Annotated in this window: 23 protein-coding genes; 11 read left to right on the top strand and 12 right to left on the bottom strand. The window is 62.9% G+C overall.

Features of this window, described 5'->3' with window-relative positions; genetic code table 11:
* Positions 1 to 10: 10 nt before the first annotated feature.
* Positions 11 to 346: a hypothetical protein gene (locus NKJ67_RS20655; protein ID WP_292458781.1), complete on the bottom strand. Its 336-nt coding sequence runs from the start codon at positions 344 to 346 to the stop codon at positions 11 to 13.
* A gap of 144 nt (positions 347 to 490) precedes the next feature.
* On the opposite strand from NKJ67_RS20655, the gene NKJ67_RS20650 reads away from it, so the two are divergent.
* Together NKJ67_RS20650 and NKJ67_RS20645 are read left to right on the top strand one after the other, a co-directional pair.
* The gene (locus NKJ67_RS20650; protein ID WP_352582741.1) at positions 491 to 1,234 is read left to right on the top strand and encodes a DUF899 family protein; all 744 of its coding nucleotides are present in this window, start codon (positions 491 to 493) and stop codon (positions 1,232 to 1,234) included.
* Positions 1,235 to 1,444: 210 nt separating this feature from the next.
* Positions 1,445 to 1,999, top strand: a complete 555-nt coding sequence (locus NKJ67_RS20645; RefSeq protein ID WP_292635288.1) for a DUF4142 domain-containing protein — start codon at positions 1,445 to 1,447, stop codon at positions 1,997 to 1,999.
* A 291-nt stretch (positions 2,000 to 2,290) separates the two neighbouring features.
* Here NKJ67_RS20645 and NKJ67_RS20640 read toward each other — a convergent pair whose 3' ends face one another.
* Positions 2,291 to 2,611 carry a DUF1476 domain-containing protein gene (locus NKJ67_RS20640; protein ID WP_127270441.1) on the bottom strand — a complete coding sequence of 107 codons (321 nt, stop codon included), beginning with the start codon at positions 2,609 to 2,611 and terminating at the stop codon, positions 2,291 to 2,293.
* A gap of 220 nt (positions 2,612 to 2,831) precedes the next feature.
* Between NKJ67_RS20640 and NKJ67_RS20635 the strand changes: the two genes are divergently transcribed.
* From NKJ67_RS20635 to NKJ67_RS20625, 3 genes are all read left to right on the top strand, one after another.
* Positions 2,832 to 3,221, top strand: coding sequence for a DUF6152 family protein (locus tag NKJ67_RS20635; protein ID WP_352582738.1), 390 nt, complete (start codon positions 2,832 to 2,834; stop codon positions 3,219 to 3,221).
* A complete protein-coding gene (locus NKJ67_RS20630; protein WP_352582736.1) occupies positions 3,222 to 3,677 on the top strand; it encodes a DUF6644 family protein in 456 nt (151 codons plus the stop codon).
* A gap of 225 nt (positions 3,678 to 3,902) precedes the next feature.
* Positions 3,903 to 4,295, top strand: a complete 393-nt coding sequence (locus NKJ67_RS20625; RefSeq protein WP_352582734.1) for a RidA family protein — start codon at positions 3,903 to 3,905, stop codon at positions 4,293 to 4,295.
* A gap of 203 nt (positions 4,296 to 4,498) precedes the next feature.
* Here the strand turns inward: NKJ67_RS20625 and NKJ67_RS20620 are convergent, their stop codons facing one another.
* Positions 4,499 to 4,717, bottom strand: a complete 219-nt coding sequence (locus NKJ67_RS20620) for a hypothetical protein (protein ID WP_352582732.1) — start codon at positions 4,715 to 4,717, stop codon at positions 4,499 to 4,501.
* Positions 4,718 to 4,827: 110 nt separating this feature from the next.
* Between NKJ67_RS20620 and NKJ67_RS20615 the strand changes: the two genes are divergently transcribed.
* Entirely contained in the window at positions 4,828 to 6,399 is a 1,572-nt protein-coding gene (locus NKJ67_RS20615) for an anti-phage dCTP deaminase (protein WP_352582730.1), read from the top strand.
* A 24-nt stretch (positions 6,400 to 6,423) separates the two neighbouring features.
* On the opposite strand, the gene carB is transcribed toward NKJ67_RS20615, so the two are convergent.
* The 4 genes from carB to NKJ67_RS20595 all read right to left on the bottom strand — a co-directional run bounded on the left by carB (position 6,424) and on the right by NKJ67_RS20595 (position 12,504).
* Entirely contained in the window at positions 6,424 to 9,915 is a 3,492-nt protein-coding gene (carB, locus tag NKJ67_RS20610; RefSeq protein WP_352582728.1) for a carbamoyl-phosphate synthase large subunit, read from the bottom strand.
* Between the two features lie 270 nt (positions 9,916 to 10,185).
* Entirely contained in the window at positions 10,186 to 10,980 is a 795-nt protein-coding gene (locus tag NKJ67_RS20605) for an SH3 domain-containing protein (protein WP_352582726.1), read from the bottom strand.
* Positions 10,981 to 11,306: 326 nt separating this feature from the next.
* The gene (locus NKJ67_RS20600) at positions 11,307 to 12,071 is read right to left on the bottom strand and encodes a metallophosphoesterase family protein (RefSeq protein WP_352582724.1); all 765 of its coding nucleotides are present in this window, start codon (positions 12,069 to 12,071) and stop codon (positions 11,307 to 11,309) included.
* Positions 12,072 to 12,147: 76 nt separating this feature from the next.
* On the bottom strand, positions 12,148 to 12,504 hold the full coding sequence (locus NKJ67_RS20595; RefSeq protein WP_352582722.1) for an ArsR/SmtB family transcription factor: 357 nt from the start codon (positions 12,502 to 12,504) through the stop codon (positions 12,148 to 12,150).
* 208 nt (positions 12,505 to 12,712) lie between these two features.
* Here NKJ67_RS20595 and NKJ67_RS20590 point away from each other — a divergent pair, with 208 nt between their 5' ends.
* A complete protein-coding gene (locus NKJ67_RS20590; protein ID WP_292635499.1) occupies positions 12,713 to 13,891 on the top strand; it encodes an MFS transporter in 1,179 nt (392 codons plus the stop codon).
* Positions 13,892 to 13,917: 26 nt separating this feature from the next.
* On the opposite strand, the gene NKJ67_RS20585 is transcribed toward NKJ67_RS20590, so the two are convergent.
* Positions 13,918 to 14,373, bottom strand: coding sequence for a MarR family winged helix-turn-helix transcriptional regulator (locus NKJ67_RS20585; RefSeq protein ID WP_352582720.1), 456 nt, complete (start codon positions 14,371 to 14,373; stop codon positions 13,918 to 13,920).
* Positions 14,374 to 14,579: 206 nt separating this feature from the next.
* On the opposite strand from NKJ67_RS20585, the gene NKJ67_RS20580 reads away from it, so the two are divergent.
* Positions 14,580 to 15,374 carry an SDR family NAD(P)-dependent oxidoreductase gene (locus NKJ67_RS20580; RefSeq protein ID WP_352582718.1) on the top strand — a complete coding sequence of 265 codons (795 nt, stop codon included), beginning with the start codon at positions 14,580 to 14,582 and terminating at the stop codon, positions 15,372 to 15,374.
* Between the two features lie 171 nt (positions 15,375 to 15,545).
* Here NKJ67_RS20580 and NKJ67_RS20575 read toward each other — a convergent pair whose 3' ends face one another.
* Positions 15,546 to 16,145, bottom strand: a complete 600-nt coding sequence (locus tag NKJ67_RS20575; RefSeq protein WP_352582716.1) for a LysE family translocator — start codon at positions 16,143 to 16,145, stop codon at positions 15,546 to 15,548.
* Between the two features lie 98 nt (positions 16,146 to 16,243).
* Here NKJ67_RS20575 and NKJ67_RS20570 point away from each other — a divergent pair, with 98 nt between their 5' ends.
* Positions 16,244 to 17,113: a LysR substrate-binding domain-containing protein gene (locus NKJ67_RS20570; protein WP_352582750.1), complete on the top strand. Its 870-nt coding sequence runs from the start codon at positions 16,244 to 16,246 to the stop codon at positions 17,111 to 17,113.
* Positions 17,114 to 17,344: 231 nt separating this feature from the next.
* Here the strand turns inward: NKJ67_RS20570 and NKJ67_RS20565 are convergent, their stop codons facing one another.
* From NKJ67_RS20565 to NKJ67_RS20555, 3 genes are all read right to left on the bottom strand, one after another.
* Positions 17,345 to 17,995 carry a dihydrofolate reductase family protein gene (locus tag NKJ67_RS20565; RefSeq protein ID WP_352582714.1) on the bottom strand — a complete coding sequence of 217 codons (651 nt, stop codon included), beginning with the start codon at positions 17,993 to 17,995 and terminating at the stop codon, positions 17,345 to 17,347.
* A gap of 102 nt (positions 17,996 to 18,097) precedes the next feature.
* The gene (locus NKJ67_RS20560) at positions 18,098 to 18,940 is read right to left on the bottom strand and encodes a protein-L-isoaspartate O-methyltransferase family protein (protein ID WP_352582712.1); all 843 of its coding nucleotides are present in this window, start codon (positions 18,938 to 18,940) and stop codon (positions 18,098 to 18,100) included.
* An 81-nt stretch (positions 18,941 to 19,021) separates the two neighbouring features.
* Complete coding sequence (locus NKJ67_RS20555) at positions 19,022 to 20,386, bottom strand: Nramp family divalent metal transporter (protein ID WP_127271218.1); 1,365 nt, start codon at positions 20,384 to 20,386, stop codon at positions 19,022 to 19,024.
* 233 nt (positions 20,387 to 20,619) lie between these two features.
* Here NKJ67_RS20555 and mntR point away from each other — a divergent pair, with 233 nt between their 5' ends.
* Both mntR and NKJ67_RS20545 read left to right on the top strand, forming a co-directional pair.
* Complete coding sequence (gene mntR / locus NKJ67_RS20550) at positions 20,620 to 21,069, top strand: manganese-binding transcriptional regulator MntR (RefSeq protein ID WP_127271216.1); 450 nt, start codon at positions 20,620 to 20,622, stop codon at positions 21,067 to 21,069.
* Positions 21,070 to 21,159: 90 nt separating this feature from the next.
* Positions 21,160 to 21,348, top strand: a complete 189-nt coding sequence (locus tag NKJ67_RS20545; protein WP_027039292.1) for a hypothetical protein — start codon at positions 21,160 to 21,162, stop codon at positions 21,346 to 21,348.
* The last annotated feature ends 8 nt before the right edge of the window (positions 21,349 to 21,356 follow it).

Below are 21,356 nucleotides of genomic sequence, written 5' to 3'. Positions count from 1 at the left end.
GGACGAGTCCTCAGATGTCCGGCGCGTTGCCGATCTTCTGCTTGAGCTCCAGCGCCCAGGCGCGGCCTTCGTCGCCGCCCCACAGCAGCCAGGCAATATAACCGGCCGAAGGGTTTTGCTCATTGCCGTAGTTCCTGCCGCGCTTGTCGATCTCGTGGCGGGCGAAATAGCTGACCATGCGGCGGATGGTGGAGGGCGCGAGCTTTTCCCGGTTCTTCAGCTCGGTGGCTCGGGCGACGCCGATCTCGGTGCCGCCGCGGCCGAACTCGCCGCGCAGCCTGAGGCCCTTGGCGGCATTGTCGGCCACCACTAGCGGGCAGCGCAGATCGATCTCGCCGTCGTGCATGTTGTTCCCCGGATCACGCTGCCCAACAGGTATTACGACATCTTACGATGCGCAATAAATGTCGGGACCGATCGCTGCCAAACGTCCTTGGGTCGCAGAGCAACCGCGCCGGGACGCCGGCGCCGCGACTTGAAGGAGCCGATCATGATCACCTTTCCCAATGAATCCGCCAAATACCGCACCGCGCGCGAAAAATTGCTGAAGAAGGAAATCGAGCTGCGCCGCGTCATGGAAGAGGTCGCCGAGGCCCGGCGCGCGCTGCCGCCGGGCGGGCTGATCCGCCAGGACTATGAATTCGACGCACTGGATGCCCAGGGCAAGCCCGCGAAGACAAGACTGTCGGAGCTGTTCGCGCCCGGCAAAGACAGCTTGATCCTCTACAACATGATGTTCCCGCGCCATCCGCAGGAGAAGCGCGATGTGGCGACCAGCGGCGGCACGGCGAAGCTCGCCCGGCAGGACCAGCCATGTCCGTCCTGCACCGCGTTGCTCGACCAGTTCGACGGCGCGGTCGGCCATCTCCAGGCGGCCGGCTTCAATTTCGCCGTGGTGGGCAAGACCGCGCTCGAAAACCTGGTCACGCTCGGCCGTGACAGGGGCTGGCGCAACATGCGGCTGGTGTCTTCGGCCTCCAACAGCTTCAAGCGCGACTACAATGCGGAGGCGGCCGACGGCTCACAGATCCCGCTGCTGTCGGTGTTCCACCGCGATGCCGACGGCATACGCCATTTCTGGAGTTCGGAACTGGATTTCGCGCCGACGGAGCCGGGCCAGGATCCGCGCAGCCTCGGCACCTGCGAAACGCTGTGGAACCTGATGGATTTCACGCCGGAAGGCCGCCCGAACTGGAACGAGCAGCTGCAATATGGCGAGGCGTGTTGCCACTGAAAGGCAGCTCTGGCCAGCCGCCGCGTTTCAGTTTTCGGAACATGAGTCCCATGGGCTGGCTCGAACGAGGGCATCGGCGAGCGTTCGAGCAAGCCACATATACGGCGGGGCGATCGAGGCGAGATGCGCAGGCTTCTTGCTCATGATCTGCAACCGGAGTGCCCAAGCGACGTTGGATGTCCGAGGGACAATTCCAACCGGAGACATGCCATGAAAACGCTTACCCTTCTGACCGCAGCAGCATTGCTTGCCGGCGCGCCGGCCTTTGCCCAGTCGAACACGACCGCCACGACCACGCCGCTCGCTACGACGACGAAGGTCGACACTTCGACCTTCATCAAGACGGTGCCGAGCGCCAATGAGTTCGAGATCGAGTCCAGCAAGCTCGCCGAGCAGAAGGCGACCGATGCCGACGTCAAGGCCTTCGCCAAACAGATGATCGCCGATCACACCAAGGCCGGCGAGGAATTCAAGGCGGCGCTTGCCCAGGGCCAGACAACCTCGGCCACCGCGCCGTCAGGTCCGGCCCTGCAGCCCAAGGAGCAGAAGATGCTCGATGAGCTGAAGGGCGCCAGCGGCGATCAGTTCCAGGCCAAATACATCGAGATGCAGACCAACGCCCACAAGGAAGCCGTCGCGCTGTTCAGCGGCTATGCGCAATCCGGCGACGACCCGGCGATGAAGGAATTCGCCAAGAAAACCCTGCCGACGCTGCAGATGCACGAAAAACACGTGAAAGAACTAGCCGCAGCGCATCAGGGGTGAGGGCGGTTCAAGGTCGACGCTCTATGGCGCCCCCCTCTGTCCTGCCGGACATCTCCCCCTCAAGTGGGGAGATTGGCCGTCGTCACTGTTTTCGCCAATTTTCAACGTTGCAAGGTGAAGGCCGGCCCCAAAGCTGCCAATCTCCCCCCTTGAGGGGGAGATGTCCGGCAGGACAGAGGGGGGCGCCGTAGAGCGCTACGATGGAAGTCAGCCCGCTGGCAAACCAACACCACAATGTGGCCCTGTGCCTCAAGGACGGCACGCCCTATCCCGATCAAGGCTGAGCGGCGCTCAGGTCGACCTGATCTGCTCGACCGCGGTCACCAGCAGCTCTTCCATGGCGGTGCGTATCTGGGCATCCGACTGGGCGATGCCCGCCGCGTCGAAATCGGCGCGTACCTTGCGGAAGACATCGTTGTCGCCTGCCTCTTCGAAGTCGGCGTGCACCACTTCCTTCGCATAGGCGTCGGCGTCCGCACCAGATTTGCCAAGCTTTTCGGCGGCCCAGAGGCCGAGCAGCTTGTTGCGGCGCGCCATGGCCCTGAACTTCGTATCCTCGTCCATCGCAAACTTCTTTTCGAAGCCTTCCTGACGGTCTCTCATGCTGCTCATGGTTTGCCTCGTTCGATGTGAGTCCGATCTTCAGCCCAAGGGAAAAGCGGGCAGGGAAGGCGAGAGTGGCGTGCATGGATGTCTTTAGCAAGGCCGGATCGTTCACGCCGGCGATTGAGCGGGGTGCTTGGCGGTTCCGGTCATTTGGCCGATGTGATTTGACGTTGCCGCGCCGTGTCCTACTCTCGAATGCATGGTGGACGAACCGAGGAGACGAGTGATGCGGTCGCCTTTCAATGGAATTCGCAGCGTCGCGCTGACGGCGGCCGTGATCCTTGCCGCCGGCACCGCGGCCTATGCCCATCATGGCTGGTCGTGGACGCAGGACGGGTTTTTCGAGCTCAGGGGCAAGATCACGGCCATCTATATCGGCAATCCGCATGCCACGCTGGATGTCGACGCCGAGGGCGAGGCTTGGCGGGTGGAGATGGCGCCGCCCTCCCGCACGATCGCCGCCGGCTTCACGGAGGAGGTGGCCAAGGTCGGCGACGAGGTGACCGCGATCGGCAACCGCTCGGTCGACGAGACTGAAAAGCGCATGAAAGCAGTCCGCGTCATCGTCGGCGGCAAGACATATGATGTCTATCCCGACCGCGTGCCGCCGGCGTAAATGGCCGAGCTCCTCGCCGGCATCGAGCACCTTGCGTTGGCGCGGTGGCTGAAGGCTTCCTTCATCGCCTACCCCGTGGTCAATGCGCTCCACATCATGTCGATCGGCGCGCTGCTGACCAGCGTCGTTCTCATGGACCTCAGGATATGCGGCGCCCTCCGTTCGCTGCCATACGCCGCGTTCGTCGCGCTGCTGCGCCGCACCGCTTTGGCGGCATTCGTGGGTGCGCTCGTCACTGGCTCGCTGCTGTTTTCGGTCAAGGCGAGCACCTATGCGGCTATGCCGGTTTTCCTAGCCAAGATGGCGCTCATCCTTCTCGCCGGCGTCAATTTTTTCACCTTCCTGCGCTTCGCCAGAGGCGGTGACGAGCCGGCCGGCAGCGCCACCCTGGCTGTGCTCTCGATACTGCTGTGGACATCAGTGCTGTTCGCCGGACGGTTCATCGGTTTTCTTTAGCGCCGCATCTTCCTCTCCCCCTGTGGGAGAAGGTGTCGCCGAAGGCGACGGATGAGGGGTGTTCCAGGGAACGCCGACGTCTCACTCCGCTGGACCACCCCTCATCCGTCTCGGCGCTATCGCGCCGATCCACCTTCTCCCACAGGGGGAGAAGGGAAGAACGGCGCTGGCGTTCCGCCAGTGCAGGGATAAGCTCCCTGCAAATGCAGGAGAGGGAGATTTGCCATGAAGAAGGAAATCATCGAAGTGCCTGTCATGTCGGCCAAGGTGCGGGCGCTCGGCCTGCCGTGTTCGACAGCGGTGAGGGCCAACGGCTTCGTCTTCATCTCGGCGACGCCGCCGGTGGACATGGTGACCGGAGAGATGGTGCGCGGCGACATCGAGGTGCAGACCGAGGCGTCGCTGAAGGCGCTGAAACACTGCCTGGAAGCGGCCGGCACCTCGCTGGAAAACGTCGTGATGGTGCGCATCTACGCCGTCAATTCCGGCTTCTACAACGCCATCAACCGGGTTTATGCCAGGTATTTCAGCGTCAACCCGCCGGCGCGGAGTTTTGTGCCGGTGGCGTCGTGGCCGATGGAGTTTGATATTGAGATTGAGTGCGTGGCGGTGGCGTGATCAACCCTCGCCAGCTCACGGCGTTTGAAGCCTAAAGCCAAACGATAGCCTTCCCCGCTGAACCGCGATCATCCATCACCAATTGAGGGAATAGGAATAATTGTTCGGCGAGGCGGAAACTAAAGAACGAGCCAATGTGGGCCGCCTACTGCATTGGCCCACCGCGCTACCGACACCGTTTAGTGCAGAAACCCAAGTAAAATTTAGGCGGCTTTTGACGTTTGACGAGATATTAGTAACAGATTAACATCATGCTTTTGGAAAAGGGACTCTTCCATCTGATCTAACTGTTCGTCGGTTATTAGCAAGGCACCACGACGGTTTTGGGGGCGCGCCTTAAGGTTTTCGATAGAAAGCGACCATTGTTTGCTGACCCAACTACTTTCGTCTGAAAGCATCGAAGCATGTCCGCGTTTTCTCACGAAAACCTCCCCTTCTGGACCATTCCGAATCGTTACCGAACGTAATCCAATGCGCTTCAATCGTACACCCATTAACGCTTTTTAACGGTTAAGAAACGGTAAAGTTTTGTATGAAAAAGAAACAAATAGAGAACATAGACACAGTTTCTAACCCGGAACTCGTCTTTGGAATAGTTGCGCCAATAGGTGTAAATATAGATCTGGTTATGGACAGCTTGAATAGCGAGTTAACGAATGTCGGATACCGAGTCACTCCGATAAAAATCACTTCAATACTTGAAATGCCTCCTTTTAATATTAGCGTCGACAATTCGTCTTATTTCAATCGGTATAAATCTTTGATATCTGGTGCTGACAAGCTCTGCGAGAAATTCTCGTCGAGGGATTTTTTAGCGAAGCTGGCTATTGTGAAGATAAGAGAGGAGCGCCAAAAATCTACCGGCAATATAAATAGCCCTGACCTTGGACGTGCATATGTCGTAAGGCAGTTTAAAAGAAAAAAAGAAATAGACCTTATGAGAAAAACCTATGGAAGAAAATTTATACAGATCTCAATTTACCTCGATGAGGCCTCTCGAAGAGATTGGCTCACGAAGAAAATTGGAGAATACAAGGCATCCACTAAAACGGATGTAGATTGTGAGACGGAGGCGATTAAGCTAATTCAAATAGATGCGAGTGAGGTAGATCAGCGCTACGGGCAAGAGGTATCTGAAATATTTCACAGAGGTGATTTATTTGTAGATAGCGGCAACAAATCTATTGTCGAAGCTTCGATACGTCGTTTCGTGCGCGCGCTCTTTGGGTACAATGGGGTGTCCCCAACAAAGGCCGAGTATGGGATGTATGCTGCTGCAGCTGCCTCGCTTCGCTCTATCGATTTATCAAGGCAGGTTGGGGCGGCCATATTCTCACCTGAGGCCGAGGTGCTCACAATGGGTTGCAACGAAGTGCCTAAGGCGTTCGGCGGAACCTACTGGGAGGGAGAAGTCTATCAGACGCATAGAGATTTTGAGGAGGGTCTCGACGCAAATCAACTTAGAAAAACCGTCATAATAAAGGATATTTTGGAAAGGCTTGATAAAGAAGGATTCTTATTGAAGAAGTACAAAAAGGATTTGGATTCTGGACGCCTTATAGAGTCGCTTATAAAGCATGAAGCGATTAAAGAATCGAAGTTGATGGATATTATTGAATTCGGCCGGATAATACATGCTGAGATGTCGGCGATTACCGATGCGGCGCGAACAGGAAAATCCGTCAAAGATGCGACGATGTTTGTGACTACATTCCCTTGCCATATGTGCGCCAAGCACATCGTTTCGTCGGGAATAAATAGGGTTGTATTCCTTGAGCCTTACCCGAAGAGTTATGCGCAAAAACTGCACTATGATTCAATTACCTTTGAGAAGGGCGAATCTCATCAGAAAGTTTTATTCGAACCGTTCCTTGGTATATCGCCTCGGAGATATCGCGACATATTTGAGAAAGGCAAACGGAAGGATGGCGAAGGAAAATCTATGGACTGGTACGAGGGAGCCCCAATGCCTAGAATCGAGGATCGGACCGCCTCATACATAGAGAACGAGGATGAGGCGTCTTTGCCTATCGCATTGGTAAAGAAGCGAAGTCCTACGCAAGCGAGTGCGCGAGTGGCCCGGCGAAGCCGACAGGCTTCGTAGTTCTCACGGCAGCTTCGCCAGTCCTCAAGCAAAATACTCCTGCAGCGGCCTGACCTCCAAACTCCCCGCCTTCAGCGCCGCAATCGCCTCCGCCACGGCCGCCGCGCCCGACAGCGTGGTGTAATACGGCACCTTCTGCATCAGCGTCGCGCGCCTCAGTGACTTGGAGTCCGACACCGCCTTCTGACCGTCCGTGGTGTTGAAGACGATCTGGACCTGGCGGTTGCGGATGGCGTCTTCGATGTGGGGGCGGCCTTCCAGCACCTTGTTTATTTTCTGGGCGTCGACGCCGTTTTCGGCGAGGAAGCGGGCGGTGCCTGATGTGGCCAGCACCTTGAAACCGAGGCCGGCGAGGCGCTTGACCGCCGGCAAGATGCCCTTCTTGTCCTCGTCGCGCACCGAGACGAACAGCGTGCCGGAGCGGGGCAGGTCGACGCCGGCGCCGAGCTGGCTTTTGGCGAAGGCGAGTGCGAAATCACGGTCGAGGCCCATGACCTCGCCGGTCGAGCGCATTTCCGGGCCGAGCAGGATGTCGACGCCGGGGAAGCGGGCGAAGGGGAAGACGGCTTCCTTGACCGCGATGTGGCCGGGGTTTCTGGGGTCGGGCATGGCGCCGTAATGGGCGAAGGCGTCTTCCAGTTTTTCGCCGGCCATGATCCGGGCGGCGATTTTCGCGATGGGACGCCCGATGGTCTTGGCGACGAAGGGCACGGTGCGCGATGCACGCGGATTGACCTCCAGCACATAGACCGTGCCGTCCTTGATCGCATACTGCACGTTCATCAGCCCGCCGACATTGAGTGCGCGGGCCAGCGCCGCCGTCTGGCGCTCCAGCTCGTCGACCAGGTCGGAAGGCAGCGAGTGCACCGGCAGCGAGCAGGCCGAGTCGCCCGAATGGATGCCGGCCTCCTCGATGTGCTCCAGAATGCCAGAGACGAAGGTCGACTTGCCGTCGCAGAGGCAGTCGACATCGACCTCGATGGCGCCAGAGAGATAGGTGTCGAACAGCAGCGGGTTCTTGCCCAGCAGCGTGTTGATCTGGCCGGTCTTGTCGTTGGGGTATTTCTGCTTGATGTCCTCCGGCACCAGGCCGGGCACGGTGTCGAGCAGATAGGTCTGCAGCATGCCCTCGTCATGGATGATCTGCATGGCGCGGCCGCCCAGCACATAGGACGGGCGCACCACCAGCGGGAAGCCGAGTTCCCCGGCGACGAGGCGGGCCTGCTCGACCGAATAGGCGATGCCGTTCTTCGGCTGGCTGAGGCCGAGCTTGTGCAGCAGCTTCTGGAAGCGGTCGCGGTCTTCGGCCAGATCGATCATGTCGGGCGAGGTGCCGAGGATCGGGATGCCGGCCTTCTCCAGCGCATCCGCCAGCTTCAGCGGCGTCTGGCCGCCGAACTGGACGATGACGCCGACCAGCTCTCCGGACGCCTGTTCGGCGCGCAGAATCTCCAGTACGTCTTCGGCCGTCAGCGGCTCGAAATAGAGCCGGTCCGAGGTGTCGTAGTCGGTCGAGACCGTCTCCGGGTTGCAGTTGATCATGATCGCTTCATAGCCGGCGTCGCGCAGCGCGAAGGCGGCGTGGCAGCAGCAATAGTCGAACTCGATGCCCTGGCCGATGCGGTTCGGCCCGCCGCCGAGGATGACGACCTTTTTGCGCGACGAGACCTGCGCCTCGTTGGCCAGCGCGCCGGCGAACGGCACTTCATAGGTCGAGTACATGTAGGCGGTGGGCGAGGCGAACTCGGCCGCGCAGGTGTCGATGCGCTTGTAAACAGGATGAACGTCGAGCTTTTCGCGAGCTTTCTGAATCACTTCGGCGTCGGTCTTCGTCAGCGACGCGAGGCGGGCATCGGAGAAACCCATGGCCTTCAGCATGCGCAAATTGACGGCATCCTCGGGAATGCCGTGCTCGCGGATGCGGGCTTCCATGGCGACGATGCCGGCGATCTGTTCGAGGAACCACGGGTCGATCTTGCACATGGCGTGCACGTCTTCCAGCGAGGTGCCCATGCGGATCGCCTGCGCCACCATGCGCAGCCGGTCGGGCGTCGGCGTGCCCAGCGCGGCGCGAATGGCGTTGCGGTCGTCGGCATGGTTGGCGGAACCGAGGCCGGGGATTTCGATCTCGTCCAAACCGGTGAGGCCGGTTTCAAGTCCACGCAGTGCCTTCTGCAGCGATTCCTGAAAAGTGCGGCCGATGGCCATGACTTCGCCGACCGACTTCATGGCGGTGGTCAGCACCGGCTCGGCGCCGGGGAATTTTTCGAAGGCAAAGCGCGGGATTTTTGTCACCACGTAATCGATCGACGGCTCGAAGGAGGCTGGCGTGGCGCCGCCGGTGATGTCGTTCTCCAGCTCGTCCAGCGTGTAGCCGACGGCGAGCTTTGCCGCGATCTTGGCGATCGGGAAACCGGTCGCCTTGGAGGCAAGTGCTGACGAGCGCGAGACGCGCGGGTTCATCTCGATGACCACCAGGCGGCCGTCGGCCGGGTTGACGGCGAACTGGACGTTGGAGCCGCCGGTCTCGACGCCGATCTCGCGCAGCACCGCGATCGAGGCGTTGCGCATCATCTGGTATTCTTTGTCGGTGAGCGTGAGGGCAGGGGCAACAGTGATCGAGTCGCCCGTATGCACGCCCATCGGGTCGATGTTCTCGATCGAGCAGACGATGATGCAATTGTCCGCTCTGTCGCGGACGACCTCCATCTCATACTCCTTCCAGCCGAGCACGCTCTCCTCGATCAGCACTTCGGTGGTCGGCGAGGCGTCGAGGCCGGACTGGACGATCTCGTAGAATTCGGCGCGGTTGTAGGCGATGCCGCCGCCGGTGCCGCCCATGGTGAAGGACGGGCGGATGATGGCGGGCAGGCCGACATGGTCGAGCGCCTGGGCGGCGATCGCCATGCCATGACTGATGTAGCGCTGCTTGCGGTCGCCTTCGCCGAGGTTCCAGCGGGTTTCCAAGGCGTCGAGCGCGGCGTCGAGATCGGCCGGGGCCTCGGCCTTGACGGCGGCGCGCTCGGCCTCATGCGTCTTGCGGTCGGTGTTCTTGACGTCGGTGGCGTTGGCCAGCATCGACTTCGGCGTTTCCAGGCCGATCTTCTTCATTGCCTCGCGAAACAGCGCGCGGTCCTCGGCCTTGTCGATGGCCGTGGCGTCGGCGCCGATCATCTCGACATTGTAGCGCTCGAGCACGCCCATGCGGCGCAGAGACAAAGCGGTGTTGAGCGCGGTCTGGCCGCCCATGGTCGGCAGCAGCGCGTCGGGCCGCTCCTTGGCGATGATCTTGGCGACCACCTCAGGCGTGATCGGCTCGATATAGGTGGCGTCGGCCAGTTCCGGGTCGGTCATGATGGTGGCCGGGTTGGAATTGACCAGGATGACGCGGAAGCCTTCCTCCTTCAGCGCCTTGCAGGCCTGCGTGCCGGAATAGTCGAACTCGCAGGCCTGGCCGATGACGATGGGGCCGGCCCCGATGATCAGGATCGACTTGATGTCAGTGCGTCTTGGCATGTCAAAGGTCCGTTCGGCGGGCGGCTTGCACAAAAAACCGGGACGGGAAGACCCGGCCGGTTGTGCTCGCGATTCTGGTATCAGGCTAGGAGGGCCTTATAGGGAAGAGTTCTGACTGATGTAACCCCGAAAATGCGAGGTAGGGGAGTAGGGGAGTAGGGGAGTAGGGGAGTAGGGGAGTAGGGGAGTAGGGGAGTAGGGGAGTAGGGTGGGTTCGAAGGCATTCCAAACATACTCCCTTATTCCCCTACTCCCTTACTCCCATAAATTCTAATTCCCCAGCGCCAGCTGATCCGTGATTTCAAACCGCTCGGCGTCGCCGATGCGGATCATGTTGAGGCTGCCCTCGCGGGTGAAGCGGAAATTGCTGGGCGCGTCGGAGCTGGCCGGCCGGCCGCCGCGGAAGGAAATGACGCGCGTGCCGCCATCGGGCCAGGTGACCGTGACGTCTGCCTTGTCGGCGGTGCGTACGACGTTGACCTTGCAGCGCTCCATTGGCTGGCCGACATAGCGGGCGCAGGGAATCTCGGGATCCGGCGAGACGTCGGGCGCCGCCAGCGCCAGTACGTACGCATCCTGCATCGCGGCGCGGCCGATTTCGGCGGCGGATTTTGGCGTGCTTTCGGCTGCCGGACCGGCGCCGCCAAGCCGCGCTGTCAGGTCGGGCGGCGGGACCGGCGCGCTGTTGGCCGAGCCGGTTGCGTGGGATTGATCCGGCGCCGAGGCGTGCCCGGCGTCATTGGCGCTGCCGGTGGAGGCAACCACCGGCGCATCGGCCGGTCTTGTCTCGCCTTCGACATAGGGGGCCGGATTGAGGGGGATGAGATAGCGCGCCGGCGCCCAGCCGCTCAGCTTCTCCTTGCCCGTGCTTTCGACCTTGCACCATTTGTAGCCGTTGATGTCGTTGCAGCCGAGATTGGTGACCATGTCGCCGCTGCTCAGCCGCGCCTCGACCGTAGCGACCGGCGACGCGGTGGTGCGGACCTTGAGAAGGTCGTCCGGCGCCAGGCCGGTGACGACTGAGATGACGAGCTCCGGCGCCTCTTGGGCCATCTCTTCAGCCATAGCGGGGGCAATCACCGGCCACGCCGTCATCAACAGCGGAGCCGCAATCAGCGCATGGAGGGTTGTTCGGAGCGTAACTGTGCGCCTCATCGTTTGGCCGTGCGCTGATACCGTGCCGCGGCGGATCGAGCCCGCCGCAAGCCCGGCCGGTTTTATAAGGGACGACGTGGCGCCATGTAAGCCCGAAAATTCGGCTCGCCGTTTCGCCAGCCTCAACCCGGACCGCCGGGCCGTGAGGCAGCTCAGCTGGACGGGCGTGAACGCGCAAGAGCGTTCAGCCGGGCATGAACGCAAGAGCGTTCAGCCGGGCATGAACGCAAGAGCGTTCAGCCGGGCAGGGGCATGAAGCCCGTTCTGAGCGCGTGAGCCCATTCCGGCCGGCCCGCCTGTTCGGCTTGCCTGGCGGCCGCCTCGTGGTCGTAGTCGACGGCGATGGCCTCGAAGCGGTCGGGCTGGCCGTTGCTGCCCAAGGTGACGATGCCGTAGCGCGCATACGGCGAGCCCTGCTCGGAGACATGCGCCGGCGGTGTGGAATCGTCATAGGCAGGGCAGCCGATGCTGCCCGGATTGAAGATGACGGGACCATCGGGGACGCGGATCAGTTCCGCGCGGTGGCTGTGGCCGCACAGCGCGATGCGGCAAGCCGGGTCGAGCGCCTTCAGCCGGCGCCGGATCGCCGCCAGCGGCGCGCGCACCAGCTGGCCATTGACGATCGTATCGGCGAGATATTTCTCGTCATGGTCGGGACGGGCGTGGAAAGCGATGATTGCGGGTGCGATCTCCAGCGTCAGCGGCTGGGCGAAAAGCATCTGGCGCTGCGTCTCGGTCAGCCGCTCCTGCGCGTAGACGTCGGAGGGCCACATGGTGTCATCAGCGGGGTCGGCGGCAACACGGCGGTCGTGGTTGCCGCGCACCGTCGGCAGGTTCAGCGCCTCCAACCGCGCAAACGTCTCGCGTGGCCAGAGCGGGCCGGAAACGCTGTCACCGAGATTGACGGTCAGGTCGGCGCCGCCGCGCCGCTTCAGATCGTCAAGCACGGCGTCCAGCGCCAGCACATTGCCGTGGATATCGGCGAGGACGGCGATGCGCATTTTCGGGAGGCTCCTGTGTGACGCCGCTTTTCCTTTTGCCCACGTCCGTGGGGCGAGGAACCCAAGTTCTGCAAGGTCAGGCGTGGGTTTCGATGTCGTGGCCGCCGACCGCCGGCAGTGCCGGATCGTCGCCGGCGGCGGCGATGACGCTGTCGAGCAGGCCGGGGAAGCGGGCGTCGAGATCGGCGCGGCGCAGTGTGATCATGCGGTTGGTGCCGACCACTTCGGCGCGGGTGACGCCGGCCTCGCGCAATTTGGCCAGGTGGTAGCTCAGATTGGTCTTCGAGCCGAAATCGAGGAACTGGCTGCAGTTCAGCGGCACGCCCTGCTTGCTGGCGAGATAGCGCACGATGGCGAGCCGGGTCGGATCGCCGAGCACGCCAAGCACGATCGGCAGGCTGATCTGGTCCGTATTGGGGTGTGGCAAGGTCATGGCTCGAAACTAAGCACAGTCGGGTCCGATTTCAACGCATCCATCATTGTTGGCCCGCACGCGAGCTTTCTCCGTCTGGCGCCGATGCTTCCGACCTGTCCTGACACAGGGCTGTCAGGAAGGTTCAGCTATTTTTCCCTGGCTTCATTGACATGATGCCCTACTGTGTCCAATTGTTCAATAACTTTTGAACTAAGGACATCCCGCCATGGACAAGCGCCTTTTCTGGCTCGCGCTCGGATCGTTCACGATCTCGACCGAAGGCTTCGTCATCTCCAGCCTTCTGCCCGACATCGCGGCGGATGCCGGCATCTCCATTCCGCTGGCCGGCACGCTGATCACCGCCTTCGCGCTCGCCTATGCGATCGGCACGCCGATCCTGGCGACGCTGACAGGCGAGTGGGACCGGCGCCGCGTCATCCTGTGGACGCTGGTGTTCTTCGTGCTCGGCAACATCGCCGCTGCCTTGAGTTCCTCCTTCGAACTGCTGCTGATCGCGCGCATCGTCATGGCGCTGTCGTCGGGCCTGTTCGCCGCAACCGCGCAAGGCACCGCGGTGGCGCTGGTCGATGACCATCACCGGGCGCGTGCCATCGCCGTCGTCGTCGGCGGCACCACGGTGGCCGTTGCCCTGGGTGCGCCACTGGGCGCGCTCGTTGCCACCGTTGCCGGCTGGCGCGGAACCTTTTTTGCCATCGCCGGCCTTGGCGCGCTTGCCGGCGCGATCCTTTGGTACCGGCTGCCGCGGGGCATCGTTGGCACCAGGCTGCCCTTGAAGCGCAGGCTGGCGGCAGCGCTGCGTCCCGGCGTGATGCCGATCCTGTTGACGACAGTGCTGGCGCTGATCGGCGCCTTCACCGTCTTTGCCTATGTCGCGCCGCTTGCCATCGAGGGCGGCGGTCTCAGCCAGATCGCGCTGCCCGGCATGCTGCTCGCCTTCGGCGTCGGCGCCGTCATCGGCAACATTGGCGGCGGCCAGGCTGCCGACCGGTTCGGCGCGACCCGCACCGTCGGCTGGTCGTTGGCGCTGAGTGCCGGCATGCTGGTCCTGCTGTCGGTCATCCCGACCTTTCTGCCGCCGCATATTGCCGGACCGGCGCTGATGGCGATGATGGTGCCGTGGGGCATCGTCGGCTGGGCCTTCCCGCCGGCGCAGGCCAGCCGCATCATCAAGCTGGCGCCCGACGCCGCCCCGATCGTGCTGTCGCTCAACGCCTCGGCGCTCTATCTGGGCGTCGCACTCGGCGCGGTGGTCGGCGGTGCCGTGCTGCGCTACGGCGCGCCGGCCGATCTCGGCCTGGTCGCCGCGATCTTCCCGATCATCGGGCTTGGCATCGTGGTGGCCGGCCGCCGGGCGGCTCGGCCTGTAGAGATGCCTGCCGAGTAATCCTCTTTGAAAGCCGTCGGCCGGCTTCAGCTGGCCGGCGGCAGATCGAAATCGAGCGCGGCGATGTCATCCAGCGCTGCGCGCAGCTTTTCAGCCTTGTCCCTGCCGACGACATCCTCGAAACGCTGCTGGGCGATCTGCCACAGTTTCATCGCCGCCTCGAGCTTGGCCAGCCCCTGCGGCGTCAGCCGCACACGCTTGACGCGGCGGTCGTCCGGGTCGGCGAAGGTCTCGACATAGCCGTCGCGGATCAGTGGTTTCAGCGTATGGCCGAGCGCCGACAGGTCCATGATCAGCGACGCGGCGATGGCCCCCATCGCCGGCTCGTCGCCGATATGGATCTGGTAGAGCAGGCCCTGCTGTGTCGCCTTGAGGCCTGACGGCTCCACCACATCATCATAAAACTTGCCGAGCTTGCGCGCCGCGCGGCGCAGCGCGGCGTTGTTGCAGAGCGTGAGGCCGGGCAAGCTGCCCTTTGACATGATGGTCCTTGGCGCCGGCGAATGAGGCCCGGCTGCACCCCTCAAATAATCCCCGTCCGTATCATTGACAAGATAGTGGCATATACCTACTTCCCAATTAGTGGTATATGCCACTAAATCAATCACGCGGCTTTCGGTAGCGCGGCAGATGCCACGGCGCCGGGTCAGTCGAAACGAACCAGATCAGTCGAAGAAGGAACAGGACAATGAGTGGACAGGGCAACAAGGGCACGGCGGTCGTCACCGGTGCTTCGTCGGGCATCGGCGCGGTCTATGCCGACCGGCTGGCGGGGCAGGGCTACGATCTGGTGCTGGTGGCGCGGCGCGCCGACCGGCTGGAGGAACTGGCCGGGAAGCTGCGCCAGACCTACAGCCGCAAGGTCAGCGTGATCAGCGCCGACCTTTCCAACGACGGCGACGTCCGCCGCGTCGAACAGGCGATCGCCAGCGACGACAGCGTGACGCTGCTGGTCAACAATGCCGGCCTTGGCGGCCAGTCCGTGGTGGCAACCGCCGATGCGGACGCTGCCGAACGCATGATCAAGGTCAATGTCATCGCCCTGACGCGGCTGACCCGTGCCGTGCTGCCGGGGTTTTTGGCGCGCAACCGAGGTGCGGTCGTCAACATCGCCTCGGTGCTCGCCTATGAGACCTCGTTCGGCGGCATCTACAGCGGTACCAAGGCCTATGTCGTCAACTTCACCGAGGCTCTGCACCGCGAGGTCGCGGGTACGGAGGTGAAGGTGCAGGTGGTGCTGCCGGGCGCGACACGGACCGATTTCTGGGAGCTTGCCGGCAGCGATATCGACCAGCTTCCGAAGGAAATCATCATGAGCGCCGACGATATGGTCGATGCGGCCCTTGTCGGCCTTGCCAGGGGTGAAGCCGTCACCGTGCCGGCGCTCGCCGAGCCGGCCAAGCTGGACATTTTCCTCGGTGCCCGGCAGGCCTTCTACGGCAGCCTGCACGCCGACAAGCCGGCGGCCCGCTACGCGGCTTGAGGGTTTAGGCTGGTTCGCTTTACGAACCAAGGCCCCTCATCCGGCCGCTTCGCGGCCACCTTCTCCCCGCTGGGGAGAAGAGACCGGCGCCGGCGCTGACAATCTCCTCTCCCCGAGGGGAGAGGTCAGCCGAGCGAAGCGGAGGCTGGGTGAGGGGGCCTTGCGTCCAACTCAGGCCGTCCGCCACATCGGAATGATCGAGGCGGCCAGCACCAGTGCCAGCACGATGTTGAGCGCGCGCCATTGCCATTCGGTCTTGAGCAGCCGCGCCAGCACCATTCCGGCCACGCACCACAGTGAAAGCGAGGCGGCGGCCGCGAGGCCGAAGGTGGCGCCGAGCAGCAGCGCGAGCTGCACCGGTCCGCTGGCCAATGCCGCGAACGAGGCCGCGGCGCCCAGTCCCATCGCCCAGCCTTTCGGGTTCATCCATTGAATGCCGGCGCCGCCGAGAAAGCTGTTCGGCCTGGCCATGCTCACATCCAGATTGGGCGGTCCGTTGCGGCCGATCTTGATCGCCAGCCAGAGGAGATAGAGCGAGCCGACGACCTTCATGGCCAGTTGCAGCGAAGGCACGGCAAGCAGCAGACCGGCAAGCCCGGCGGCAGCGGCACCCGTGACGGTGGCGAGGCCGGCGGCGCTGCCGACCAGCAGGGGCACGGAACGGCGAAAGCCGAACTGCGCGCCGGACGCCGTAGACAGGGTCGTGGCGATGCCGGGCGTGGTGGTGGCGACGATGGCAAAAAGGATGAGCGGGAGAATGGGCTCGAGCATGCGGCGTCCTCTGTCAGAGGGCTGCGATCGTAGCTGCGTGCGAACTTCAGTAAATGCAATGTTTGCCATGGTCAGCATTAGGATAGATAATGCAACCCATGATCCGAAATCTCGACATGGCGCTGATCCGCACCTTCATCACCGTCGCCGACAAGGCCAGCATGACGGCGGCGGCCAATGCGCTGCACCTGACGCAAGGTGCTGTCAGCCAGCAGGTCAAGCGGCTGGAGGAGGCGCTCGGCTCCAGCCTGTTTACGCGCGACCGGCGCGGCTTGCGGCTGACGCGCGCCGGTGAACAGCTGTTCGGCAGGGGCAAGCGGTTGCTGGCCTTGAATGACGAGATCTGGGCCGAGATGGCTGGGACTTTGGTGGCCGGCCAGGTGCGGCTCGGCGTGCCCTACGACCTTGTCGGCACCTTGCTGGCGCCGGTGCTGAAGACCTATGCCGAGACCTATCCGCAGATCGAGATATCGCTGGTCTGCGCCTCGTCGCCGGAACTGACGGCTGCCCTTGCGGCCGGGACCATCGACCTTGCGGTGATCGAGGAACGCGTCGGCCCGTCGGCCGGTGAGTGCCTTGCCATCGACCGGCTGGTCTGGGTCGGTGCCAAGAGCGGCATTGCCCGCGCCAAGCGGCCGCTGCCGGTTTCGATCGTCGCCGACACCTGCGCCTTCCGCCCGGCCGTGCTGGCGGCGCTCGGTGAGCACGGGCTGGAGTGGCGCACCGTGTTCGAAAACGGCAACATCGACGCGACGACGGCGACGGTGCGGTCGGACCTCGCCGTCACCGCCTGGCTGGCCACAACCGTGCCGGCGGATCTCGACATATTGCCAGCGGAATCCGGCCTGCCGCCGCTGCCGAATTTTGCCATCAATCTGCATCTGCCGAGGCACGGTGTCGGGCCGGCCGCGCAGGAATTCGCGCGGCATATCCGCGACGGGCTGGCGCGGCGGCCGGTGGCTGCTTGAACGCCTCGCTCCGCTGGAGCACCCCTCATCCGTCTCGGCGCTGTGCGCCGATCCACCTTCTCCCACAAGGGGAGAAGGCAAGATTGCGCGCATGTCCCTGCCAGTCATCGACGCTGGAGATTGGCTGAGCCACATGCCCCAGACTCCACCTTCTCCCCTTGTGGGAGAAGGTGGCCGAGCGAAGCTCGGTCGGATGAGGGGGCTCCAGCTTGGCGCCAGTTTTCGGCAGTTCTACTTCCAGTTCTTGCGCCGTTCGAGCTCGGCGTCGGACGGCTCCCCTGTGACAAACGACCCAACCTTGATCTCGCCTGATCGTTCGTAGGTCGCCATGATGACGCCTGTGCTGGTTGCCTGCGACTTGGCAAGCTTGAAGGCGGCCGGCATCGCGCTGTCGCCGAACAGCCGCTTGCCCTTGCCCAGCAACAGCGGGAAGATCATCAATCGGATTTCGTCGATCAGCCCGTTGGCGAGCAAGGTCTGGATCAGATCGCCAGATCCCTGGATGAGCAGGTCAGGTCCATCCTCCTGCTTGAGGCGGCGCAACGTCGCGACGATATCGGGTCCGAGCGCTTGCGTGTTCTGCCAGGTGAGGGTGTCAGGCCGATGCGTCGCCACATATTTGGTCGCGGGGTTGAAGGCATCCGCGATCGGATCCTTCTGATACGGCCAGTAGGCGGCGAAGATGTCGTAGGTTCTGCGGCCGAGCAGCAGGGCGAAAGGCTTGGAGAACAGTTCATCCATCGCCGCGCCCCCCGCCTCGTCGAAGTAATGGAAGGTCCAGCCGCCGAACTTGAAGCCGCCGACCGGATCCTCTTGCGGGCCGCCGGGCGCCTGCATGACGCCGTCGAGGCTGACGAATGTCGCCGAGATGATCTTTCTCATTCCAGTGCTCCCGTTCTTCGGTCCACGCCGTCGTGGCCGGACTTCAGCCCAAGGACGGGCGACGAGCCACCAGTCCGACATATAAATTTTGGCGAACCACCATCATTTGGGAGGCCCGGGATGGAGATCTTCCGACGAGAACCAGACATCGCCCGATATGGCGGTGGCGGTGTCGTCCGGCGCCCTGTCCTGCACCAGCCAGATCGAGCGGCTGCGCGCGGCCTGCTCGCGCGTCGGGATCCTCGACGCTGAGTCTGCGAGCGAGGCGCCGACGCAGGGAATGAACCACGACCGCATGAACGGATCGCAGGCGAAGCCTTTTTCGGTGCGGATCACCATCACCGCCAGCGGGACGCGCTCGGCCGGGCGCCAAGGGAAGATCATGCGGCCGCCGGGCCGCAGCGCCTTCAGCCACCCTGCTGGTGGCGCTGCGACGCCAGCATTGACGTAGATGATGTCGGATGGCGGCAGGGGCGTCGTCACCGCATCGCCATGGACGACCGTTGCATTGCCATATGCTTCGAGATTTTTGCGCGCCAGATCGGCCAGCTTTTCGTCGAGTTCGAAGCCGGTGACGGTGCCGCCTGGTAAAACCAGCCTGGCCAGCACGGCGGTGTAGTAGCCGGTGCCGGCGCCGATATGAGTGACGGCCTCGCCAGGTTTAGGCGCAAGCTTTCCGATCCACATGGCATGCAGGAAGGGCTCGCCATTGTTGATGCCCTTGTCGTCGTCGAGCGTCACCAGCACGTTCTGGTAGACATGGGCCGGGTCGGAGCTCGGCGTCGTGACCTTGCCGTTGCCGGCGATGACCGTCCACGGCCCGGGACCGAGAAACGCCTCGCGCGGCACCTCGGCGAAAGCCGCTTCCAGGCGTGGGTCGGGCGAGCCGGCATGGGCGACCAGCAGCCGCGCGTAGAATTTCCTGATGTCTTCGATCCGGGCCATGCTGCGGGACAACATAGCGCGGATTGCCGATTTGTCGCGAGACTACCCTTGGCGCACGGTAGTCGATTTTCGAAGCGGAGCTTAGCCGATGCCGAACATGGTGTCGTAGAGCAGCTTGAAGTTGAGCCCCAGGATGACCGCGGCGACTACCCAGGCAAGGGCGGCGACGCCGCGCGGAATGGCGAGATTGCCCATCTTCTTCTTGTCGGAGACGAACTGCACCAGCGGGACGACCGCGAAGGGCAACTGCATCGACAGGATCACCTGGCTGAACACCAGCAACTGGCCGGTGCCCTTTTCGCCATAGAGCGCGGTGACGACCACCACCGGGATGATGGCAAGGCCGCGGGTCAGCAGCCGGCGTGCCCAGTTGGGGATGCGCAGGCGCAGAAAGCCTTCCATGACGATCTGGCCGGCGAGTGTGGCCGTCACCGTCGAGTTCAGGCCGGAAGCCAGCAGCGCCACCGCGAACAGGATCGAGGCGATGCCGAGGCCGAGCAGTGGCGACAACAGCTCGAAAGCCTGGCCGATCTCGGCAACATCCTGATGGCCGGTGTTGTGGAAGGCGACCGCCGACACGATCAGGATCGCGGCATTGACGAACAAAGCCAGCATCAGGGCGATGGTCGAGTCCGTCGTTGCCCATTTGATGGCGTCGCGCTTGCCCTTTTCGGTGCGTTCATAGGCGCGGGTCTGCACGATCGAGGAGTGCAGATAGAGATTGTGCGGCATGACGGTGGCGCCGATGATGCCGATGGCGATGTAGAGCATCTCCGGGTTGGTGACGATCTGCGACGACGGCACGAACATGGCATGCAGGATCGAGCCGGCCGGCGGGGCGGCGACAAAGATCTGGATGGCGAAGCAGCTGAAGATGATGATCAGCAGCGCGACGACGAAAGCTTCGAGATAGCGGAAGCCCTTGTTCATCAGCAGCAGCACGAGGAAGGCGTCGAGCGCCGTCAGCATGGCGCCGCCGATAAGCGGAATGCCGAACAGAAGTTGCAGCGCGATCGCGGTGCCGATGACTTCGGCCAGGTCGCAGGCGATGATGGCCAGTTCGCAGGCAATCCACAGCACGAAGTTGACCGGACGGGGATAGTAGGCGCGGCAGGCCTGGGCGAGGTCGCGGCCGGTGGCGATGCCGAGTCGTGCCGCCAGTGCCTGCAAAAGGATCGCCATCAGGTTGGACAGCATGATGATGAACAGCAGCGTGTAGCCGAACTGCGCGCCGCCGGCGAGGTCGGTCGCCCAGTTGCCCGGATCCATATAGCCGACCGAGACCATGTAGCCGGGACCCATGAAGGCGAACAGGCGGCGGAACCAGACCCCCGAACTCGGAACGGCGATCGACGCGTTGACCTCGCGCAGGCTGGGCTCCTCGTCCTCGTCGGGCCTGGCGAACCGCCATGAGGAACGGGAGGCTGTGGCTTCGACTTCGGACATGGGGGAGGGCTTTCCGGGAGACTGGGCGATGTTCCCTTAAGCTATGCCATGGCTCAACATTATGCAATATGCTATATTTCATTGTCGGTGCTTTTTATTCTGCTGGCGGTATCGGGCGAACTCGCAATCGGAAGTCCGGTTGCACCTGTTGCGGAATGCAAATAAACGGCCTGAAGAATCAGAGCCCGTGCTATGAAAGCATGGATGGCAAATAGTCCTGGGAGGAGCGCGTATTGGCGCTGAAGAACAGACCGGTCCCGCGCGAGCCGCTGCTTGACGCCGAAATTCATTCGGAGGGCTTCCGGCAGCAGCGCGAAGCGCGCCGCAGCGCGCTGGTCGAGGATTATGTCGAGCTGATCGCCGACCTGATCGAAGACGGCAACGAGGCGCGCCAGGTGGACATCGCCGCACGCCTGGGCGTCGCCCAGCCGACAGTGGCCAAGATGCTGACCAGGCTGTGCGCCGACGGCCTGGTGTCGAGAAAGCCCTATCGCGGCGTGTTCCTGACCGATGCCGGCCGCAAGGTCGCGGAGCAAAGCCGCATCCGCCATCAGACGGTGGAAGCCTTTTTGCGCTCGCTTGGTGTCAGCGCCGAGACGGCGCGCATCGACGCCGAAGGCATCGAGCACCATGTCAGCGCCGAGACGCTGGAAGCTTTCCGCAAGGCCATGACGGCGCGCTGAGCCGCCAGATTTCCGGCGCTGCCGGAACCGTCGCACGCCGGGCACGTTGCTCCCGACAGCGCGCGTTTTGTCGCGCGAACGGAGGAAGCGATGGGCATCGAACAAGCACCGACCGCAAAGGGCAAGCAGGCGGCCGCGGGACTGAAACAGGCGGCGGCGAGGGATGAGCGCAAGACCGAAACGGAAACGGGCCGTCCGCTGAAAAAGGGCGCGGCGCGTTTCGAGGAACGTTCGAAGAGCTCCGACGGCAAGAGCGCCGGCGCCAAACAGGAAGATTAGGCGTCTGT

Source organism: Mesorhizobium sp. M0088, from assembly GCF_040322895.1.
Classification (GTDB): domain Bacteria; phylum Pseudomonadota; class Alphaproteobacteria; order Rhizobiales; family Rhizobiaceae; genus Mesorhizobium.
This window is presented reverse-complemented; position numbering and strand designations above follow the sequence as displayed.